13 protein-coding genes are annotated in these 20584 nt (G+C 65.9%); 3 read left to right on the forward strand and 10 right to left on the reverse strand.

The window, feature by feature from the left end; all coding sequences use genetic code 11:
• Nucleotides 1–101: 101 nt before the first annotated feature.
• The 3 genes from PMES_RS00005 to PMES_RS00015 all read right to left on the reverse strand — a co-directional run bounded on the left by PMES_RS00005 (nt 102) and on the right by PMES_RS00015 (nt 3670).
• Nucleotides 102–1253: a carbohydrate ABC transporter permease gene (locus tag PMES_RS00005; RefSeq protein ID WP_159963479.1), complete on the reverse strand. Its 1152-nt coding sequence runs from the start codon at nt 1251–1253 to the stop codon at nt 102–104.
• An 11-nt stretch (nt 1254–1264) separates the two neighbouring features.
• Nucleotides 1265–2245 (reverse strand): carbohydrate ABC transporter permease, encoded by a 981-nt coding sequence (locus PMES_RS00010; RefSeq protein ID WP_159963480.1) that lies wholly within the window; start codon nt 2243–2245, stop codon nt 1265–1267.
• Between the two features lie 69 nt (nt 2246–2314).
• Nucleotides 2315–3670: an ABC transporter substrate-binding protein gene (locus PMES_RS00015; protein WP_159963481.1), complete on the reverse strand. Its 1356-nt coding sequence runs from the start codon at nt 3668–3670 to the stop codon at nt 2315–2317.
• A 300-nt stretch (nt 3671–3970) separates the two neighbouring features.
• Between PMES_RS00015 and PMES_RS00020 the strand changes: the two genes are divergently transcribed.
• The 3 genes from PMES_RS00020 to PMES_RS00030 all read left to right on the forward strand — a co-directional run bounded on the left by PMES_RS00020 (nt 3971) and on the right by PMES_RS00030 (nt 7431).
• Nucleotides 3971–5035 (forward strand): LacI family DNA-binding transcriptional regulator, encoded by a 1065-nt coding sequence (locus PMES_RS00020; protein ID WP_159963482.1) that lies wholly within the window; start codon nt 3971–3973, stop codon nt 5033–5035.
• Between the two features lie 88 nt (nt 5036–5123).
• Complete coding sequence (locus tag PMES_RS00025; RefSeq protein ID WP_159963483.1) at nt 5124–6449, forward strand: GH1 family beta-glucosidase; 1326 nt, start codon at nt 5124–5126, stop codon at nt 6447–6449.
• A gap of 16 nt (nt 6450–6465) precedes the next feature.
• Entirely contained in the window at nt 6466–7431 is a 966-nt protein-coding gene (locus PMES_RS00030) for a glucokinase (RefSeq protein ID WP_159963484.1), read from the forward strand.
• Between the two features lie 135 nt (nt 7432–7566).
• Here the strand turns inward: PMES_RS00030 and gghA are convergent, their stop codons facing one another.
• From gghA to glgB, 7 genes are all read right to left on the reverse strand, one after another.
• Nucleotides 7567–9936 (reverse strand): glucosylglycerol hydrolase, encoded by a 2370-nt coding sequence (gene gghA, locus PMES_RS00035; protein ID WP_159963485.1) that lies wholly within the window; start codon nt 9934–9936, stop codon nt 7567–7569.
• Between the two features lie 32 nt (nt 9937–9968).
• Complete coding sequence (locus tag PMES_RS00040; RefSeq protein WP_159963486.1) at nt 9969–11600, reverse strand: alpha-D-glucose phosphate-specific phosphoglucomutase; 1632 nt, start codon at nt 11598–11600, stop codon at nt 9969–9971.
• Nucleotides 11601–11608: 8 nt separating this feature from the next.
• On the reverse strand, nt 11609–13561 hold the full coding sequence (malQ, locus tag PMES_RS00045; RefSeq protein WP_159963487.1) for a 4-alpha-glucanotransferase: 1953 nt from the start codon (nt 13559–13561) through the stop codon (nt 11609–11611).
• Nucleotides 13558–15651: a glycogen debranching protein GlgX gene (glgX, locus tag PMES_RS00050; protein WP_159963488.1), complete on the reverse strand. Its 2094-nt coding sequence runs from the start codon at nt 15649–15651 to the stop codon at nt 13558–13560. Before glgX ends, malQ begins: the two co-directional genes overlap by 4 nt.
• Nucleotides 15651–17081, reverse strand: coding sequence for a glycogen synthase GlgA (gene glgA, locus PMES_RS00055; protein ID WP_159963489.1), 1431 nt, complete (start codon nt 17079–17081; stop codon nt 15651–15653). Before glgA ends, glgX begins: the two co-directional genes overlap by 1 nt.
• On the reverse strand, nt 17078–18343 hold the full coding sequence (gene glgC / locus PMES_RS00060; protein ID WP_159963490.1) for a glucose-1-phosphate adenylyltransferase: 1266 nt from the start codon (nt 18341–18343) through the stop codon (nt 17078–17080). Before glgC ends, glgA begins: the two co-directional genes overlap by 4 nt.
• 62 nt (nt 18344–18405) lie before the next feature.
• A complete protein-coding gene (glgB, locus tag PMES_RS00065; RefSeq protein ID WP_236549645.1) occupies nt 18406–20580 on the reverse strand; it encodes a 1,4-alpha-glucan branching protein GlgB in 2175 nt (724 codons plus the stop codon).
• Nucleotides 20581–20584 lie beyond the last annotated feature (4 nt).

The raw sequence follows: 20584 nt of genomic DNA on the forward strand, positions 1-20584 counted from the left end.
AAACTCCTGCCCTAATCTCCGTCAGGTGCGAAATCTCAGGTCAGGTGAGAATTGGGAAGGTGCGGGCCAGGAAACGCTTACCATTCAGTGAAGCTCCGGGCTTATTTGACAGATCCGGCCAGAAGGCCACGGACCAGGAAACGTTGCATTGTGAAGAAGACCAGAAGCGGTACCGCGATCGACACGAAGGCCGCCGTCGCGAGGATGCCCCAGTCGCCGCCCCGGCTGCCCAGAAGATCGTCGGCGATCTTCACCGTCATGACCTTGCTGGCATCGTCCGAGGGCAGGAAGACCTTGGCCACAAGCAGGTCGTTCCAGGTCCACAGGAACTGGAAGATCGCGAATGCGGCGAGGGCTGGAAAGCTGAGCGGCAGGATGATCCGGGTGAAGAGCTGGAAATCCGTCGCCCCGTCGACCTTGGCGCTCTCGATGATGTCGCGCGGCAGACCGACCATGTAGTTGCGCAAGAGATAGACCGCGAGCGGAAGGCCGAAGCCGGTATGGGCCAGCCAGATCCCGAGGAAACTCTGTCCGATCCCGATCTTGTTGTGCAGGTTCAAGAGCGGCACGAGCGCAAGCTGCAGCGGCACCACGAGAAGCCCGACCACGGCGGCGATCAGAAGGCCCCGCCCCGGAAAGTCCATCCATGCCAGCGCATAGGCCGCGAAGGCCGCGATCAGGATCGGGATGACGGTCGCCGGGATGGTCACGATCAGCGTGTTCATGAACGCCTGATCCATGTTGTCGGCCGCCATCACGGAGCGGTAGTTGTCCAGGGTGAATTGCGGAGGCGTCTCGGCCTCGAAATAGATGCGCGGACCGCGCGAGCCGATCTCGTTGGGGCTGCTGTAGACATAGCTGCCGTCGGGCTCGACGAGGAGCGTCTCGCCATCGCCGAAATCGGCCGTCGTACCGGCGGCGAACTCGGCCGGCGCGTTGCCGCGGCTGCCAAAGGCGCTGATGCTGCTCTCGCCGGCGGCGAAGCTTTCAGCGACCTCTTCGGTGGCGAAGATGTTGCCCTCGATCACGTAGCCGTCCCCACGTTCCACCGGGTCGGCGTCGGCGCGGGTGCGGTAGGTCAGCTCGACCGAGAAGGGAGCCTGCCACCACCCCGTGGCCGAGATCTGGTCGCGGTCGCGAAAGGACGACACGAAAAGTCCCACCGTCGGGATCAGCCAGAGCAGCACCATCAGCAGGACGGAGATGTTCACCGCGATATTCAGGCTCGATTTGGAGCCGGCCATGTTGTCCATCTGATCTCTCCTCAGCGCATTTCGCGGCGGGCTTGCACGATGTTCCAGATCATCACTGGAAGCACCACGAGCATGATGACGAAGGCGACGGCGGTGGCCTGCCCGTCATCGCGGAACATGAATTTCATCATGTAGCTGGGCAGGATCTCGGTGTCGAAATTGCCCCCCGTCATCGTGTAGACGATGTCGAAGACCTTCAGCACGAGAATGGTAATCGTCGTCCAGACGACGACGATCGTTCCCATGATCTGCGGCACCTTGATCTTGAAGAAAAGCTGGAACGGGCTGGCCCCGTCGAGGATCGCGGCCTCGATCGTCTCTTCGGGAATGCCGCGCAGCGCGGCGGAGAGGATCACCATGGCAAAGCCGGTCTGCACCCAGATCAGGATTACCATGAGAAAGAAGTTGTTCCAGAACGGGATCTGCAACACATCCACCGCGCTGTCTGCACCAAGACCGTCCCGGATGGCATTGATCAGGCCAATGTCGCTGTCGAAGGCGTAGACGAATTTCCAGATCAGGGAGGCGCCCACGAAGCTGATCGCCATCGGCATGAAGATCAGCGACTTGGCGATGCTGCCCCAGCTGAGCTTGTCGGTCAGCTGCGCGGCCAGAAGCCCCAGGAAGGTCGAGGCGGCAGGCACGAAAAGCACCCAGAGCATGTTGTTGAAAAGCGCGGTGCGAAAGGACTCGCTCGCGAAGAGGGTGGCGTAGTTGCCCAGCCCGATGAACTCGTCGCCGGAGCGGTTGAACAGCGAGCGCCAGAAGGAGCCGACAACCGGATAGGCGAGATAGAGGCCGAGCGCGAAGATCGCGGGAAAGAGGAAAAGCCACGGACGGACCTGGTTGGCGCGGTTGATATTGCGACCCGCCTTCTCGCCCCTGGCTGGAAATATGACCCTGTCGAGGATCAGGTTCGAAAAATAGAAATAACCGATACATCCACCGACACCGATGATGATCGTCAAGATCCCCTGAAAAATCGGGCTCATACCGCGTCCCCCCAACGGCGATGTGGATGGTCCCGCGCCGGGTGGCGCGGGACCGCGTTCAGATCGTCATCAGCGGATCGCGTCCCACTTCGACTGGATCTCGCCCGCGACGGTGGCGGCATCGGAGCCGGTCGTGTAATCGACCATACCGGTCCAGAAGGCGCCGGCGCCGATCTCGCCCGGCATCAGGTCGGAGCCGTCGAAGCGGAAGGTCGTCGCGTTGAGCAGGATGTCGTTCATCTCGCGCGCCGTATCGCTCGAGAACACCTCGACATTGGCCTCCTTGAAGGGCGTCAGGAAGCCCGACTGCGCCATCCAGATCTCATGGGCGATCGGCGTCTTCAGGAACTCGATGAAGGCGTTGGTCACCTCGTCGTCGTTGGTCTTGGCGAAGAGCGTGCCGGCGCCGAGCACCGGCTTGCCCAGATCCTCGCCCTCATAGGCGGGGAAGTAGAAGAAGTCGGCATCCTCGCCAACCACCGTCCCCTCGGGGAAGAAGGTCGGGATGAAGCTGGCCTGCCGGTGCATGTAGCATTCCGGCGGGAAGCTGAAGAGCCCTGCCGGGCTGTCGCGGAAATCGGTGTTCGCAACGGCTTCGGCGCCGCCGTTCACGTAATCGCCGTTCCGCGCGAACCAGCCGAACTCCTCGATGGCCTTGACCACCTTGGGATCGTCGAAGGGCATCTCGTTGCTGACCCACTTGTCGTAATCCTCCGGAGTGGAGGTGCGCAGCATCAGGTCCTCGACCCAGTCGGTCGCCGGCCAGCCGGTCGCCGCCCCGGAGCCCAGACCGATGCACCAGGGCGTGCCGCCATCGGCCACGATCTGATCGGTGAGCGCCTTGAGATCCTCAAGCGACTCGGGAACCTCGTAGCCCGCTTCCTCGAAAGCTTCGGGAACATACCAGACCAGCGATTTTACGTCGATCTTGTAGAAGAACCCATAAAGGTCCTCGTTGCCGTCCTTGCCGGTGAAGGTACCAAGATCGACCCAGCTTTCGCCGGCGGCGTAGTTCTCGCGAACCCAGTCGGCGGTTCCATCGGCGAGCGGCACGAGAAAGCCGCGCCTGGCCATGTCGGCCGCGAGACCCGGCTGCGGGAAGACACCGATATCGGGCGAGGAGCCCGCTTCGGCGGAGATGACGAAGTCGTTCTCGAACCCGTCCGAGCCAGAATAGGTCGCATTGGCTCCGGTGGCCTCGTTGAAATAGGCGATGACCGTGTCGACAAGCGCCTTGTCGCTACCGGTCCAGGGGCCCTCGATCTTCAGCGAGGCACCCTGCAGGTCGTATTCCGAGGCGAACGTGTCGAGGCTGTCCCAGTTGAACGCCCCCTCGCCCGGCTTGAACGGGACATGGCTCTCGGCCGCGGCGATCGCGGTCGAGGCAAGCAAGGCGGCGGCACTGCCGGCCAAAAGGTATTTCATGGTCGTCCTCCCATAGTCATGTCATCGATCCGGCTGCCCGGACGCACGGTCCGAAGATCGGCTCGCTCGCGAGTCAAAGCGCTTTGAATCTGCCTGACCGTCTCCTACCATGATGATAGAGTCAATCCTGAGCAGAGCAAGGATCGCAATGACAATCGCGCATGACCCACCCGCCATTCGCACCGCGCGCAAGCCCCGGCCCGCGCGGCAACGTGACCGGTGCCTGCCGGGCGGCACGGGCGCGGACCGGCGGCGGCGAGCGGGTCCCGGCGCGGACCGTGTACAGGGGCTCGACGGCGGATGAACTTGCGGGAATTGTCGAAGCTCCTGGGCTTGTCGCAAACCACGGTCAGCCGGGCGCTGAACAACTATCCGGAGGTCAGCGAGGTCACGCGCAAGCGCGTCAAGGACGCCGCGCGCCGCCACGCCTATGCCCCCAACCGCTGGGCGAAGGGGCTTGCGACCGGCCGGCCCAATGCCATCGCCCATGTCGTCCCCGTCGATTCCACCCACGAGATGGTCAATCCCGTCTTCGCCGATTTCATCTCCGGCGCCATCGAGGTCTATACCAGCCATGGATACGAGATGATCCTGTCGCTGATACGCGCCGGGGACGGGCCACGAATCTATCGCGATCTGGCCGCGCGGCACAGCGTGGGCGGGCTCATCGTCCATGCACCGATGCGCGATGACACTCGGCTCGCCATGCTCGATGAGATCGGAACGCCCTATGTCGTGCATGGCCGCATTTCAGGGGCGCGACGGCCCTATAACTGGATCGACATGGACAACCGGCGCGCCTACCGGCGGGCGGCCGAGGAGCTGATCGGTCTGGGCCATGAGCGCATCGCGCTGATCAACGGGCGCGCCGGGATGGATTTCGCGGTTCGCCGTGAGGAAGGCATGCGCGAGGCGCTTGCCGCCGCCGGCCTTCCGGTCGATCGCGCCCTCATCGCGGGCGACGAGATGACCGAGCAGTTCGGCTACGAGGCCGCCATGCGGATGCTGGAGGCGCGCCGGCCCCCGACCGCCTTCATCATCTCCTCGCTCGTCAGCGCGATCGGGACCCGGCGTGCCTGCGAGGCGCTTGGGTTGAAGCCCGGCCGCGACATCTCGATCATCAGCCATGACGACGATCTGTCCTATTTCCGCCATGACGGGGCGCAGCCCTATTTCACATCCGTGCGCTCGCCGATTCGCGAGCATGGCACGCAAGCCGCCCTGATGCTGCTGCGCGCCATCGAGACACCGCAGGAGGCACCCTTGCAGACGTTGATCGAGGCGGAACTGATCCCGGGGCGTTCGACCGCCCCGCCGCCGAAATCCTCGCCCCCCGAACCCCCCGCCCCGAACCTCGCATCCTGAATCCAGCCGTTTTTTCCACTTTCGCGGTGCGCAAGCCCGATCCCCGGGCGGCACCGAAACGCCCCCATGACCGAAAGGACAATCCTCCATGCTGCCCAACCGCGACGCCTTTCCCGAAGGGTTCCTCTTCGGTGCTGCCACCTCCAGCTACCAGATCGAGGGCCACGCGATGGGCGGCGCCGGCGCGACCCATTGGGACAGTTTCGCCGCCACGCCGGGCAATGTCGCGGGCGCCGAGAACGGCGCGATCGCCTGCGATCACCTGCATCGCTGGCCGGAGGATCTGGACCTGCTGCGCGCCGCCAATCTCGATGTCTACCGCTTCTCGACGAGCTGGGCGCGGGTCTTGCCCGAAGGGCGCGGGGCGCCGAACCCCGAAGGCCTCGATTTCTATGACCGGCTCGTCGACGGCATGCTGGAGCGTGGGTTGAAGCCCGCGGCCACGCTCTACCATTGGGAATTGCCGCAACCCCTCGCCGATCTGGGAGGATGGGCCAATTGCGACATCGCGGGATGGTTCGCCGATTTCACCGAGACGATCATGTCACGGATCGGTGACAGGCTCTGGTCCGCCGCCCCGATCAACGAGCCCTTCTGCGTCGCCTGGATCAGCCACTTCCTCGGCCATCACGCACCGGGCCTGCGCGACATCCGCGCGACCGCCCGCGCGATGCACCATGTCCTGCTTGCGCATGGCCGCGCCATCGAGACGATGCGCGGCCTCGGGATGGGCAATCTCGGGGCGATCTGCAACTTCGAGCACGCCGCCCCCGCCGATGACAGCTCTGAGGCGGCCGCCGCGGCTCGGCTCTATGACGGCTATTACAACCGCTTCTACCTGTCGGGGATGTTCAAGGGCAGCTATCCGGAGGACGTGCTCGAGGGGCTCGAGCCGCATCTTCCCAAGGGCTGGCAGGACGATTTCGCCACCATCGGGCAGAAGGTCGACTGGCTCGGGCTGAACTACTATACCCGCAAGCTGATCGCGCCCGATGACGGCCCGTGGCCGCATCACCACGAGGTGCCCGGTCCATTGCCCAAGACGCAGGTCGATTGGGAGATATATCCAAGCGGGCTGCGCGGTTTTCTCGAACGGGTCGATCGCGACTACACCCACGGCCTGCCGCTCTATGTCACCGAGAACGGGATGGCCTGGAACGATACGAAGGATGCGGATGGCACCATCGAGGACAGCGCCCGCATCGACTTCCTCGCGCAGCACATGGAAGCGGTGCGGGAGGCGATCGCCGAAGGGGTCCCGGTCAAGGGCTACTTCATCTGGTCGCTGCTCGACAATTACGAATGGTCGCTCGGATACGCGCCCCGTTTCGGCCTCGTCCACGTCGATTTCGAGAGCTTGAACCGGTCCCCCAAAACGTCATATCACGCCATAGCCCGCGCCCTGGCGCGCTGATCAGTCAAGGGATCGAATGATGCAAGCCGAACGGCCCCTCACGCTCGTCGCGGATATTGGCGGAACCAACACACGTGTCGCCCTGGCACAGGGCGCGGCGGTCGATACCGGCACCATCGAGCGCTTTCGCAATGCCGATCATCGCGGGCTCGACGCGGTGCTGGGCGACTATCTCGCCCGGCGCCGCTCGCCGCCGCTCGCCGCCGCCTGCGCGGCGCTTGCCGGCCCGGTGCGTGACGGGCGCGGAACGCTGACCAATCTCGACTGGACGATCGACGAGAATACCCTCTCGCAGGCGACCGGCGCCTCGCGCGCCTCCCTCCTGAACGACCTGCAGGCGCAGGGGCATGCCCTGGGCCTTCTGGACGCGCAAAGCGTGCGGCAGGTGATCGCATCGCCCGAGGGAGCCGCGCAGGAGAGTACCCGGCTCGTCATCGGGATCGGCACCGGGTTCAACGCGGCCGTGGTTCACGAGATGGACGGGATGCGGATGGTCACCGCGTCGGAATCGGGCCATGTGACCCTCCCGGTGCGCGGCGATGACGACCTGCGGCTGTCGCGTTTCGTGGAGAAGGCCCATGGCTTTCCGGCGGTCGAGGATGTCCTTTCGGGGCGCGGCCTCGTGCATGTGCATGACTGGCTCTGCGCCGAGCGCGGGATCGACCGGCGCCGCAGCAGCGCCGAGATCATCGCCGATAGCGGCGAGGACGAGGTCGCGCGACAGGCGGTCGTGCAGTTCGTGCGCATCCTTGGCGGGGTCGCCGGGGATCTGTCGCTGATCCACCTGCCCTTCGGCGGCGTGAGCCTGGTGGGGGGAATGGCCCGCGCCATGCTGCCCTTCTTCGAGATGGCAGGCTTTACCGAGACCTTTCGTGCCAAGGGCCGGTTCTCGTCCTTCATGGAACAGTTCGGCGTGGACGTGATCGAGGATGATTACGCGGCTCTTGCCGGTTGTGCGGGCTACTGCGCGCAAAGGGACTGAGCCCCGGGGGCAAGAGCCGCCGCGCCTTCCCCTGGGCTCCGCCCGTGCCTGCTTCGCAGCAGCCGCCCCACGCCCGAGCGCGGCGCTCCCTTCTGCGGCTTGCCAGAAGGGAACAGCTGTGCCGCGGCCAAGCGTTCAGCCGCGCTCGAAGACGAGGCCCATGCTGTCGCGCAGGATGATCGGACCCGACAGATAGTCCGATCCGATCCCGGGAGTGCGCAGGGTGCAGGACCAGCCCGCTCCCTCGAGCCCCTCGATCGGCAGGCTCAACGGATCGAACTCGTCCGTCGCGCCACCCTCCATATGGGTGATGGCAAAGACTTCCTTGCCGCCCGGACCCTTGCGGTAGCCGGCGAAGACCGTGCGCCCGTCGACAGGTTGCAGGTAGTCGAAGTGATCGCGCGCGCCCAGGTTGCCGCGCAGCCAGGGGTTGGCCCGGCGGAAATTGCGCAAGGCCAGCATGTAACCCGTCTGCGCCGCGTCGAGGGTCGATACCGAGTTGGCGATGTTGCAGTAGTCGTGCATGTCGTCCATCCAGGCCCGCGCGATCACCTTCAGCGCCGCGACATCGAAGACGCCCGGCCCCGAGAGCGGCGGCTCGACACCGTTGAGAAGCCGCACGATATGGTCGAGATCGTAATCCGTCACCTCCACGAGGGCCGGCAGGAAGTCGAAGAACCGCGCCAGGTCCTCGCGCGTGGTGAAGCCAAGCGCCTTGAGGCGCCGGAAATTGGCCGGGACCGAGTAGCTGTATTCATCGACCTGCCACTTGAGGCTGATCGCCTCCTCGGCGACGACCTTGACGCCGTACTTGTCGTCCTGATTGCGGATGAAACCCCAATTGGCGCGCGCCGTAGCGTTGAGGAAGTCCATCGGGACACCGGGGAAGACGGCATAGGTCAGCATCGAGACGGCCGGGTTGTCATAGGCCTTCTCGAGAATGTCCATCTTGGTCTCGCCAAGGCGGGTGTTGATGTTCAGCTTCGGATTGACCTGCGTGCCCCGGCGCAGCGTATCGTGATTGGCCGTGCCCGAGATCCAGTTCGCTCCGACGCTCAGCATCTCCTTGATGCGCCACATCTTCGAAAGCCAGTAGCCGTAGATGAAGGGCGTGTTATGCGCGAAGGTCAGCGGCCCCCACTGGAACACGTCGGGATCGCCCTGCCCCTCGATCACCGCGCGGTAGGTCGAGCTGAGCTCCCAGTCCTCCTGCGGCCAGGGGCGGCCATCCTCGAAGACGAACCAGGGGCGGTAGGACGTGCCCGCCACCTCCTGCACCATGCCCGACATCGAGGCCAGGAACTCGTCGTCATGGCGCAGCTCCTGAGTGCTGTGGTCCCACCACTTAAAATCCTGCGCGCCGTCCACACGGACGCCATCGGCCCCGAAATTGACCTTGCGCCGCTGCATTTCCAGCAAGATCGCGCGCACGGCGGGGTTCTTGTAGTCGAGATTCTGGCCGTACATGTTCGGCCCGCCGAAAAAATGCGCGTTCAGCGCCCAGAGCCCCTGGTTGTCGGAATGACCGAAGACAACGTCGAGCACCAGCATCTTGGGCTTCGTCGGGAAGTTGTGCAGGACCGAGGCGAAATCCACGAGCTCGTCCGGCCGGCCCGATTCGAGCAGGACCGGGTTCACCGTGCCCATGCCCGAGATCACCACGTCATATCCCCAATTGGTGGTGTCCGGCCGCGTCAGGCTGACCGTGACCTCGCTCGCATCCCCGCCAAGCTCCTCCCAGAACCCCGTCCCGGTCTCGTAGACCGTCGTCGGCTCGACCGGCAGGAGCTGCACCGCGTCATAGCCCAGGTAGATCTCGTCGAGCGGATCGAGCGGCAGACCGGTCGCCACCCGCTCCGACAGGCGCTCGAACTGCCGCGTCAGGCTCGCGAGCGTTCCGCCGGCGGTGGCGGTGGGCACGTGAATCTGAAGGATGTTCGTGGGGGGGCCGAACTTGTGCGGTCCATCCTCGCGCCGGAGCCCCTCGAAATACGCGGTGTCGCCGCGCGCGGCGAACATCGCCTCGATATCGTAGAGCTCGGCCGGCGCGAAGGCGCCGAAGGGCAGCGACATCGCCAACGGGTCGAGAACCCGGTGCCATTCATCATGTGCATCGCGCCACACCAGCGCGTAGAAATCCCCCAAACGATCGCGCCGCCCCGCCCTCAGGCCGCTGACGGCAGCAAAGCAATGCGCTTCGTAGCGGGCCACCGGCAGGTAGATCCTCTCGAAACGCACCTCCTGGTGCGAGCGGATCAGATCGAGCGGCCCGTCGGGCGACATCACCTCGAGGAAGATGTCGCCGTCGGGGATCCGCTGCTCCAGAAGCTCCGGCGTCCAGAACCCGAACGTCGCGCCGTCGCCCTCGACCCGACCGCCGAGCATCGGGGCAATCGCCTGGTGAGCCTCGAAGGCGGTGGCGCTCTGGTTCAACAGGCGGTGGCATTCCTCGGCGAGGGCAGCGGCCGCCTCGGTGTTGGCGATGGCTCTTTCGGTCAGGGACATGGGCTTCCTTGGTGCTTGCGTCATGGTCCGGGTCAGGTGCGCACATCCGGCGCATCGCGTCCGGTGCTCTTGGCGATGCCGGCGATCTCGTCCGCTGCCGCGATGATCTGCGCAAGCGCCTCCTGCGGATCCTCGCCGAACCGTGCCGGATCCTCGGTGACATCTTCCAGATAGACCCGCAGCGTCGCGCCCACCGTTCCCGTTCCCGACAGCCGGTAGACGATCCTGCCGCCGCCCTCAAGCAGGACACGGATCCCCTGCGCCGCCGCATGGCTGCCATCGACCGGATCGTCGTAGGCGAACTCGTCGGCGGCCTCGATGACCCGCCCGGCGGCACGCTCCCCCGCAAGGGCGCCGAGACGCCCGCGCAGACGCTCCATCATCGCCTCCGCCTCGCCGGCATCGACGGCTTCGTAATCGTGGCGGGAATAGAAGTTGCGGCCGAACTCGGCCCAATGCGCCTCCAGCAGTTCCGCGACGGACATGCCGCGGCTCGCCAGGATGTTGAGCCACAGAAGAACCGCCCAGAGCCCGTCCTTTTCGCGCACGTGGTCGCTTCCGGTTCCCGCGCTTTCCTCGCCGCACAGGGTGATCCGTCCGGCATCGAGCAGGTTTCCGAAGAACTTCCACCCCGTGGGCGTCTCGTAGCAATCGAGCCCGCGGGCTTTGGCCACCCGGTCGAGGGCCCGGCTCGTGGGCATCGAGCGCGCCACGCCCTTAAGCCCCCCCGCGTAGCCCGGCGCCAGATGCGCGTTCGCGGCGAGGACGGCGAGACTGTCGGACGGAGTGACATAGACGTTCCGGCCGAGGATCATGTTGCGATCGCCGTCACCGTCGCTGGCCGCGGCGAAATCGGGCGCGCCGGCGGACATCATCAGGTCGACGAGCGGCTTGGCCCAGATCGGGTTAGGATCGGGATGGCCGCCGCCGAAATCGGGCAGTGGCACGGCGTTGATCACCGTTCCCTCCGGGGCCCCGAGGCGCCGCTCGAGCACCTCGGTCGCATAGGGTCCGGTGATCGCGTGCATCGCGTCGAAGCGCATCTCGAAGCCGCTCGAGAGGAGCGCGCGGATCGCGCCGAAATCGAACAGCGTCTCCATCAGATCGGCATAATCGGAAATCGGATCGACGATCTCCACCGCCATGTCGCCAAGCGTCACCGTGCCGAGCGAGGACAGGTCGATATCCTGCGTCTCGGCAATCTCGTAGCGTGCCATGCGCTTGGTCGCCTCGAAGATGCGGCCCGTGACCTCCTCGGGTGCGGGGCCCCCGTTGGCGGTGTTGTACTTGACGCCGAAATCCTCGTCGATGCCGCCGGGGTTGTGGCTGGCGGACATGATGATTCCGCCATCGGCGCCGCGAAGACGGATCAGGTGGGAGGCGGCGGGCGTGCTGAGCAGGGCGCCCTGCCCCACGATGACGCGCGCGGCGCCCGACGCGGCGGCCATGCGCAAGATCACCTGCGCGGCGCGGTCGTTGAAGTAACGGCCGTCACCGCCGAGCACGAGCGTCTTGCCCGTCACCCCGCCGATCCCCTCCCAGATGCTCTGGACGAAATTCTCGAGGTAGTGGGGCTCCATGAAGGTCCGCGTCTTCTTGCGCAGGCCGCTCGTGCCGGGCTTCTGTCCCTCGATCGGGGAGGTCTCGATTGTGAGTTTCCGCATGGTCTCTCCTATCTTCCGGCCTGCGCCATGATGCGCGCGGCCTGCAAGGTTCCCGACAGCCGGTCCAGCTCGTGCATCGACACGGGCAGGCGGCGGCGCCAGTTGGGATGATCGTAGACGGTGCCGGGAAGGTTGGGTTGCTCGTCCAGCCCGAGAATATCCTCGATCTGGATGGCGACAAGGGCGGCCGGGGTCGCGGCGAGGTAGGACAGGAGCGCCTCGTCGCCCTGCCCGCCCACGACCTGCTCGAGCGCCGCGACCTCGCGTTCGCGCTTGGCACGGGCCTGCGACAGCGCTTCGCCCTCTAGGGTGCCCAGACGTTCCCACCAGTCGAGATCGCGTCCCTTCCGCCAGCCCGCCCAGGTCGGCAGATCATGGGTCGAGAAGGAGGTCAGGCTTGCGCGATCGTAGTCCTCGGGCGCCTTGAAGCGCACCGCCTCGCCCCCGTAATGCTGCTCGAACATCGCGACGCGGCATCCCAGAAGGCCCGACGCGGCGAGATCGGCGCGCAGGCCATCGGGGACATTGCCCAGATCCTCGCCCACGATCACCGCGCCCGCGCGTGTGGCTTCGAGGCGCACGACGGCCAGAAGCGCCTCTCTTGGCATCTGCACATAGGCCCCCGGCACGCCGGGCGCATCGGGCACCCAGAACGCCCGCTCGAAGCCGAGGATGTGATCGATCCTGAGCAATCTGGCAAAGCGCAGCTGCGCCCTGAGGATCTGCGCAAGGGGCACGAAGCCGCGCTCGGCCAGGATATCCGGGCGCAGTGGAGCGAGATGCCACGCCTGCCCGGCCGGCGAGAAATCATCGGGCGGGGCGCCCAGCGACACGCCATGGGCATAGAGTTCGGGATCGGTCCAGGTATCGGCCCCGGCGGGATGGATGCCCACCGCGAGGTCGAGATAGAGACCGAGCGTCATCTCCCCGGCGGCCTGGCGCACTTCCAGGAGCTGCTCCTCGGCGCGCTGCTGCGCCCAGGCGTGGAACGCGACGCTTTCGGCATTCTCCTCGGCGAACCGCGCGCAGGCCGCGCTGGCAGGATCGCGGTAATCCTCCGGCCAGTCCGGCCAATAGGGTCCGAAGCGATCGGCGAGCGCCTGGTGAAGCGCGAAGCGCAGCAGGTCGCCATCGGGTGCTTGCGGGCCGGGTGAACCGGCGGCCGCGTGATCCGCGCGCAAGGCGGCGAGCCGCGCCGGCGCGGCGGCCGCGTAATCGATCAGCGCGCCATCGCGCAAGGTGTCGTCCGGCCCCTCGCCGCCGTCCGCGGCCCGGTCCCCCGCATCCGCACCCGCGGGCCGGTCCGTCTCGATATGGAGCACCGATAGCCGCCGCCGGCTCGATGGGGAATACGGGCTGAAGGCACCCGGATCGGCCGGGAAGCCCGCATGGATCGGGTTGACCCCGACGAATCCCGCCCCCGCGCGCGACAGGGCCCCGGCGGCCTGCGCAAGATCGCCATATGTGCCGATGGGGTGCCGGGCACCGCCGATCCCGTAGAGCGGCACCGTCACGCCCCAGCTTCGCGGCGCATCGGGGAGCCTGTCGGGCGCGGTGATGAGCCAGCAGGTCTCGCCATGCTGCTGCACCTTGTGGATCCCGAGCGGCAGGGCGGGCAAAGCGCCCCTGCCCTGCTGCGCGGCGTCCTCTCCGGCGCCGCCATGCGCGCCATCGGCCTCCTCGCGGATCAGCGTCCAGTCGGCATCGGGATCGAAGCCCGGCGGGGTGGCCACATGGCCGGGCGTGCAGATGTGCCATTGCGGCAAGCGCCGCCGCGCCGCGTCCGTTTCGATCCGATCGAGCAGCGCGGCCTCGGCGGCCTCGTCGCCCACCTCGTGGCCCATGCTCGCGAGAATGGCGCGTGCCGTTTGGGGGGAGGTGCGATGCGCCTCCCCCGTCACGTCGCCGTAGCTGGGAAGGATACCCAGGTACCGCGACAGCGCCTCCAGCGTCTCGCTCATGCCGATGGCATGAGCGCGAAGACGCAGACCGCCTCGCCTGGCATGTCGAAACGTGCCTTCGCCTCGTTCTCGGCCACGCCATCGGGGCGGCTCGTATCGATCTCCCAGATCCAGGCATGCCCCTCGGACGGCTCGGGCAGCGTGATCTCGAGAGGTCCGCCCGCGTTCAGGACCACGAAAATCGCCGTGTTCTCGGTCGCGTAATCGGGCGAGGTGGAGGCGGTGCGCAACTCGACCGCGAGGCAGCGCAGCTCCGGATCGTTCCAATGCTCATCACGCATCCGGCCGCCATCGGGCGCATGCCAGAATACATCCTCCATCCCGTCCTCGGCGCGCTCCTCGGCGTGCAGGAACAGCTTCTGGCGCAGGATCGGGTGGCTCTTGCGGAAGGCGATCATCCGGGTGACGAAGGCGAGGTAGTCGTCGTCCACGTCCTCCCAATGCAGCCAGCTGATCTCGCTGTCCTGGTTGTAGGCGTTGTTGTTGCCGTCCTGGCTGTTGCCGAACTCGTCCCCCGCGAGGATCATCGGCGTGCCCTGGCTCAGGAGCAGGGTCGCGATCATGTTGCGCTTTCGCTGGGCACGCGCGGCGTTGATCGCCTCATCGTCGGTCACGCCCTCGGCGCCCATGTTGTCCGAGTAGTTCTCGCCGTGGCCGTCCTTGCCGTCCTCGCCATTGGCCTCGTTGTGCCGCTCGTTGTAGCTGACGACATCGTGCAGGGTGAAGCCGTCATGGGCGGTCAGAAGGTTGACCGAGGAGGTCGCCGGGCGGCCCGAATGGTCGAACTGGATTGCCGAGCCGAGCAGGCGATCGGCAAGATCGGGCGCCTCGCCGGGATCGCGGCGCCAGAACCGGCGCACGGTGTCGCGATACTTGTCGTTCCACTCGAGGAAGGGCGGCGGGAAGCCACCCAGCTGGTAGCCGCCGGGCCCGATATCCCACGGCTCGGCAATCAGCTTGACGCGGGTCAGCACCGGATCCTGACGCAGCGCGTCGAAGAAGGCGGCGCCGCGATCGAAGCCGCCATCGCCGACCCGGCCCAGTGTCGAGCACAGATCGAAGCGGAAGCCGTCGACATGCATGACCTCGACCCAGTAGCGCAGGCTGTCCATGATCATCCGCAGGACCATCGGGTTGTCCACGTTGACCGTGTTGCCCGTGCCGGTATCGTTGATGTAGTAGCGCCGGTCGTCGGTCAGGCGATAGTAGCTTGCGTTGTCCAGCCCCTTGAAGGCCAGCGTGGGGCCCATCTCGTTGCCCTCGCAGGTGTGGTTGTAGACCACGTCCATGATGACCTCGATGCCGGCGCTGTGGAAACGCGCGACCATCTGCTGGAACTCGGCGATCTGCGCGCGGTGCAGGTAGCGCGGCTCGGGCGCGAAGAAGCCGAGCGTCTGGTAGCCCCAGTAATTCGTCAGGCCCTTCTCGGTCAGGAACCGGTCGTTGAGGAAGGCCTGCGCCGGCAGCAGCTCGATCGCGGTGATCCCGAGCTTGTTGAGATATTCGAGCATCGGGTCCGAGGCCATGCCGATGAAGGTGCCGGGCGCGTCGACATCGAGCCGCTTGGCGGTAAAGCCCTTCACATGGGCCTCGTAGATGATGCTCTCATGGATCGGCGTCGCCGGAGGGCTGTCATCGCCCCAGGAGAAGGCCGGGTCCTCGATCACGCAGCGCGGCATCACGGGGGCGCTGTCGCGCTCGTCGAAGCTCAGATCGGCATCCTCGTGGCCGACCGTGTAGCCCATCAGGCGGTCGTCCCATTCGGGATGCCCGGTCAGGCGCTTGGCATAGGGGTCGATCAGCAGCTTGTTGTGGTTGAACCGGTGCCCGTTCGCCGGATCGAAGGGGCCGTGGGCGCGCAGGCCGTATTGCTGGCCCGGGCGCAGGCCCGAGACATAGCCGTGCCAGACATCGCCGTCGCGCTCGGGAAGATCGATGCGCGCGGTCTCCTCCTTGCCGTCCTCGGAGAAAAGGCAGACCTGCATGCGGGTCGCGTTCTCGGAAAAGACCGCGAAATTGACCCCGTCGCCATCGAAGCTAGCCCCCAGCGGCGCGGCGCGGCCTGCGGTGATCGCATAGTTAGTCGTCATCAGGATTGTCCGATTTCTCGATAGAGCTCTGCATAAGCCTGGGCGGAGACGTTCCATCCCACCGGCTGTCGCATCGCATTGCGGATGATTTTGGACCAGGTCCGGTCGTCGCCGTAAAGCGCGACGAGATGCTCGAGCGCGCCGATCAGCGGATCCGTGGCGGCCGGCCAGAACTGGATGCCCGTCGCGGCCCCGGCGGCGAGGGCCGCGGGGCTGGCGTGAATGACCGTATCGGCAAGGCCGCCCGTCAGCGCCACGACGGGCACCGTTCCGTAGCGCAGGCCGTAAAGCTGCGTGAGGCCGCAGGGCTCGAACCGCGAGGGCACGAGGATCGCATCGGCGCCGGCCATCATCCGGTGCGACAATGCCTCGTCGTAACCGATGACGACCCCGACACCGTCATGCGCGCGGGCCGCTTCGCGCCAGCGCTCCTCCAGGTCGGCATTGCCGCTGCCCAGAAGCGCCAGCTGGCCGCCGAGCTCCACGAAACGCGGCAGCGCCTCGAGCAGCAGGTCCAGTCCCTTCTGCTCGGTCAGGCGCGACACGACGATGGCGAGCGGGCCGCTCCCTTCGGCAAGACCGAATTCCTCGAGCAAGGCGCGTTTGGCCCGCGACTTGCCGCGTCCTGAGCGGAAGCGCGCGATATGCGGATCATGCGCGGGATCCCACGCCTCGGTGTCGATCCCGTTCAGGATGCCGCACAGATCGGCGCGGCGGGCGCGTATCACCCCGTCCAGCCCCATCCCGAATTCCGGCGTCATCAGCTCGCGCGCGTAGTTCGGACTGACGGTGGTGAGCCGGTCGGCATGGACCAGACCCGCCTTCAGCGCGGAGACATGGCCCCAGAACTCGTAGCCGTCGGAATTGAAATCATCGCGCGGCAGTCCGAGTGCCTCGATGCGCTCCTGCGGTGCGAGGCCATGGAACGCCATGTTGTGGATGGTCATGACGCTGCCCGCCGGCCGTCCGCCCTCCATGCGCTGCATGAAGAGCGGCGCGAACCCGGCCTGCCAGTCATGGCAATGCAACACGTCAGGATGCCAGCCGTCGACACCCATGCGCCCGATCCGTGCCGCCACCAGCGAGAGCGCGGCGAAACGTTCGGGGTTGTCCGGCCAGTCCCGCCCGTCGGGCCCGAGATACGGCGAGCCGTCCCGATCGAAGAGATGCGGCGCATCCAGCACCAGAAGATCGAGCCCCGCGCGCCGGGCGGCCAGAACGCGCCCCGTGCCACCCGCGAGATCATCCTCGCGCATGACCTCGCGGACGCCTTCAAGCCCCGTGAGCACCGCCGGATAGCCCGGCAGCAGCACCTTCATCTCGACCCCCTGGGGCGCGAGGGCAGCCGGAAGCGCACCCACGACATCTCCGAGCCCGCCGGTCTTGATCAGCGGCGCACATTCGGACGCGACCGATAGGACCCGGCTCATAGCGAGGCTGCCCTCCGGTCGAGCATCGGCTGCGTGATCAGCGTCACGCCGCCCTCGCTGACGCGGAACCAGCGGCGATCCTCGTCGGGATCCTCGCCCACCACGAGCCCTTCGGGGATCTCCACCCCGCGGTCGATCACCACCCGGCGGAGCTGCGCCTTCCGGCCGATCCGGGCATAGGGAAGGACGACGGCATGCTGCAGGCTGGCATAGGAATTCGTGTGCACCTGGGTGAAGAGGAGCGATTCACGGATTTCCGTGCCGGACACGATGCAGCCGCCCGCCACCAGCGAAGAGAGCGCCTGGCCGCGCCTGTCCGCCTCGTCATGGATAAACTTCGCCGGCGGCACGCTTTCGGAATAGGTCCAGATCGGCCAGTCGGTATCCCACAGATCGAGATCGGGCGTGAAGTTCGTCAGGTCGATATTGGCCTTCCAGTAGGCGTCGATCGTACCCACATCGCGCCAGTAGGCCGGCGCATCGGGCGCATGGCGCACACAGCTGTCGGTGAAGCGGTGTGCGACCGCCTTCCCGTTCGCAACGATGTCGGGGATGATGTCGCCGCCGAAATCATGCTTGCTGTTCTCGTCCTCCGCATCGGCGATCAACCGGGCGCGCAGATCGCTCCACCGGAACACGTAGATGCCCATGGAGGCGAGGGTGACATTCGGATCGTCGGGGGTGCCGGGCGGATCGGCGGGCTTTTCCAGGAAGGAGGTGATGCGATCATCGGCGTCGATCGCCATCACGCCGAAGGCCGACGCCTCCTCGCGCGGCACCGTCAGGCAGCCGATGGTGACATCCGCCCCGCTGTTCTCGTGCTGCTCGAGCATCAGCTCGTAATCCATCTTGTAGATGTGATCGCCCGCCAGGATCAGGACGTATTCAACGTCGTAGCTGTCGATGATGTCGATATTCTGCGTCACGGCATCTGCGGTTCCCAGATACCACCTGTTCTCCGCCACGCGCTGCGAGGCGGGCAGGATATCGAGATACTCGTTGCGTTCCGCGCGGAAGAAATTCCAGCCGCGCTGGCAATGGCGGATCAGCGAATGCGCCTTGTATTGCGTGGCGATCGCCATCTTCCTGATGCCGGAATTAAGCGCGTTCGACAGGGCGAAATCCACGATCCGCGTCTTGCCTCCGAAAAAGACCGCCGGTTTGGCGCGTGTATCGGTCAGCTCCTTCAGACGGCTCCCGCGTCCCCCCGCCAGAACGAAGGCCATGGTGCGGCTCGACAGGCGCGCATTCGGCTTCGACATTACATCTACTCCCCCAAAAACGGCCGGCCCCGCCGCCGAAACACGGCGAGGATCACGGCCAATTAACTACTAACGAAGATAACGCTGGACAGCGGCGGAAGCACAACCTGCGCCGAGTGGGGCTGTCCGTGATATGCCGGGCCATCGGCGGTAATGGCGCCCATGTTTCCGCGATTGCCGCCACCATAACGTGCCGCGTCGCTGTTGATCGCCTCGCGCCACTCGCCGGCACGCGGGAGCCCGATCCTGTAGGCTGTCCGCTCGACGGGCGTGAAATTGCACAGCACCACCGCCTCGGGATCGGCGGGACCACCCCGCCGCACCCAGGACAGGACCGAGTTCTCGGCGTCGCCGCCGTCGATCCACTCGAAGCCCTCGGCCTCGCAGTCGCGATAATGCAATGCCGCCGTTCCGCGGTAGAGCGTGTTGAGATCGCGGACGAAATGCTGAATGCCGGCGTGGCGCGGATCATCGAGGAGGCGCCAGTCGAGCTGCGCGTTGTGGTTCCACTCCTCGGGCTGGGCGAACTCCTGGCCCATGAAGAGGAGCTTCTTGCCGGGATGTCCGAACATGAAACCGTAATAGGCGCGCAGATTGGCGAATTTCTCTTCGGCGCTGCCCGGCATCCGCTCGAGCATCGACCCCTTGCCATGCACGACCTCGTCATGGCTGATCGGCAGGATGAAATTCTCGGTGAACGCGTAATGCAGCCCGAAGGTCATCTGGTTGTGGTGATGCTTGCGGTGGATCGGATCCTTGCTCATGTAGCTGAGCGTGTCGTTCATCCAGCCCATGTTCCACTTGTAGCCGAAGCCGAGCCCGCCGTCGCTGACAGGGCGCGACACGCCCGGATAGCTCGTCGATTCCTCGGCGACGGTCATGATGCCGGGCTGCGCGCCATAGGCGATGGTGTTCGCCTTGCGCATCATCTCGATCGCCTCGTAATTCTCGCGCCCGCCATCCTTGTTGGGAACCCATTCGCCTTCCTTGCGCGAATAGTCGCGATAGAGCATCGAGGCGACCGCATCCACGCGCAGCCCGTCCACATGATACTCCTCGAGCCAGTAGAGCGCATTGGAGACGAGGAAATTCTGCACTTCCGTCCGGCCATAATTGTAGATCAGGGTGTTCCAGTCCTGATGGAAACCCTCGCGCGGATCGGCATGTTCATAAAGATGCGTCCCGTCGAATGTCGCAAGACCGTGCGGATCGGAGGGGAAATGGCCCGGCACCCAGTCCAGCAGGACCCCGAGCCCCTTCAGATGCGCCGCCTCCACGAGATCGCGAAACTCGTGCGGCGGGCCGAACCGGACCGTCGGCGCGAAGAGCCCGACCGGCTGATACCCCCATGAGCCATCGAAGGGATATTCGCTGATCGGCATGAGCTCGATATGCGTGAAACCCATCTCGGCCACGTAATCGACGAGCTCGACCGCAGCCTCGCGGTAGCTCAGGGGCCGGTTGCCCTCATCGACCTTGCGCCGCCAGCTGCCCAGATGCACCTCGTAGATCGAGATCGGCGCGGTGCGCATGTTGCGCTGCTCCCGGTCGGACAACCACCGGTCGTCCTTCCAGCCGTAGCCGCGAATGTCGCGCACCACGCTGGCATTCTGCGGGGCGTGCTGGCTGCCGAAGCCGACCGGATCGGCCTTGAGCGGCTGCAACCGGCCATCGGCGCCCACGATCTCGTATTTGTAGACCTCGCCCTCGCCGATGCCGGGAACGAAGATCTCCCACACGCCGCTGGCCCCGCGCCGGCGCATCATGTGCCGGCGGCCATCCCACAGGTTGAACCTGCCAACGACGGAGACGCGCCGCGCATTGGGCGCCCAGACGGCGAAATGCGTTCCCTCGATGCCCTCATGGGCCAGAACGTGGGCGCCGAGCACTTGCCAGATACGCTGATGCGTGCCCTCGCCGAGCAGATACTCGTCCATCTCGCCGATCAGCTTGCCGAAGCGGTAGGGATCCTCGATCTCCCATGTCTCGCCATCGGCGCCTTCTCCGGCCAGCCGGTAGGCACCGCGCCGGGGCACCGGACCGCTGAATACCCCCAGCCCTTCGCCGGCACGCGCAAGCGCATGGCGCTCCCCGTCCATCACGGCCCACATCCTGGTGGCACCGGGATCGAAGGCGGTCACGATGACCGCATCCCCGCGATCATGCTGCCCCAAGACGGAGAACGGGTCTGTATGCACACCATCATGCAGCGCACGGGCCTCATCGCGGGGAATCATGCCC

This window comes from Profundibacterium mesophilum KAUST100406-0324 (assembly GCF_009835145.1).
GTDB classification, from domain to species: Bacteria; Pseudomonadota; Alphaproteobacteria; order Rhodobacterales; family Rhodobacteraceae; genus Profundibacterium; species Profundibacterium mesophilum.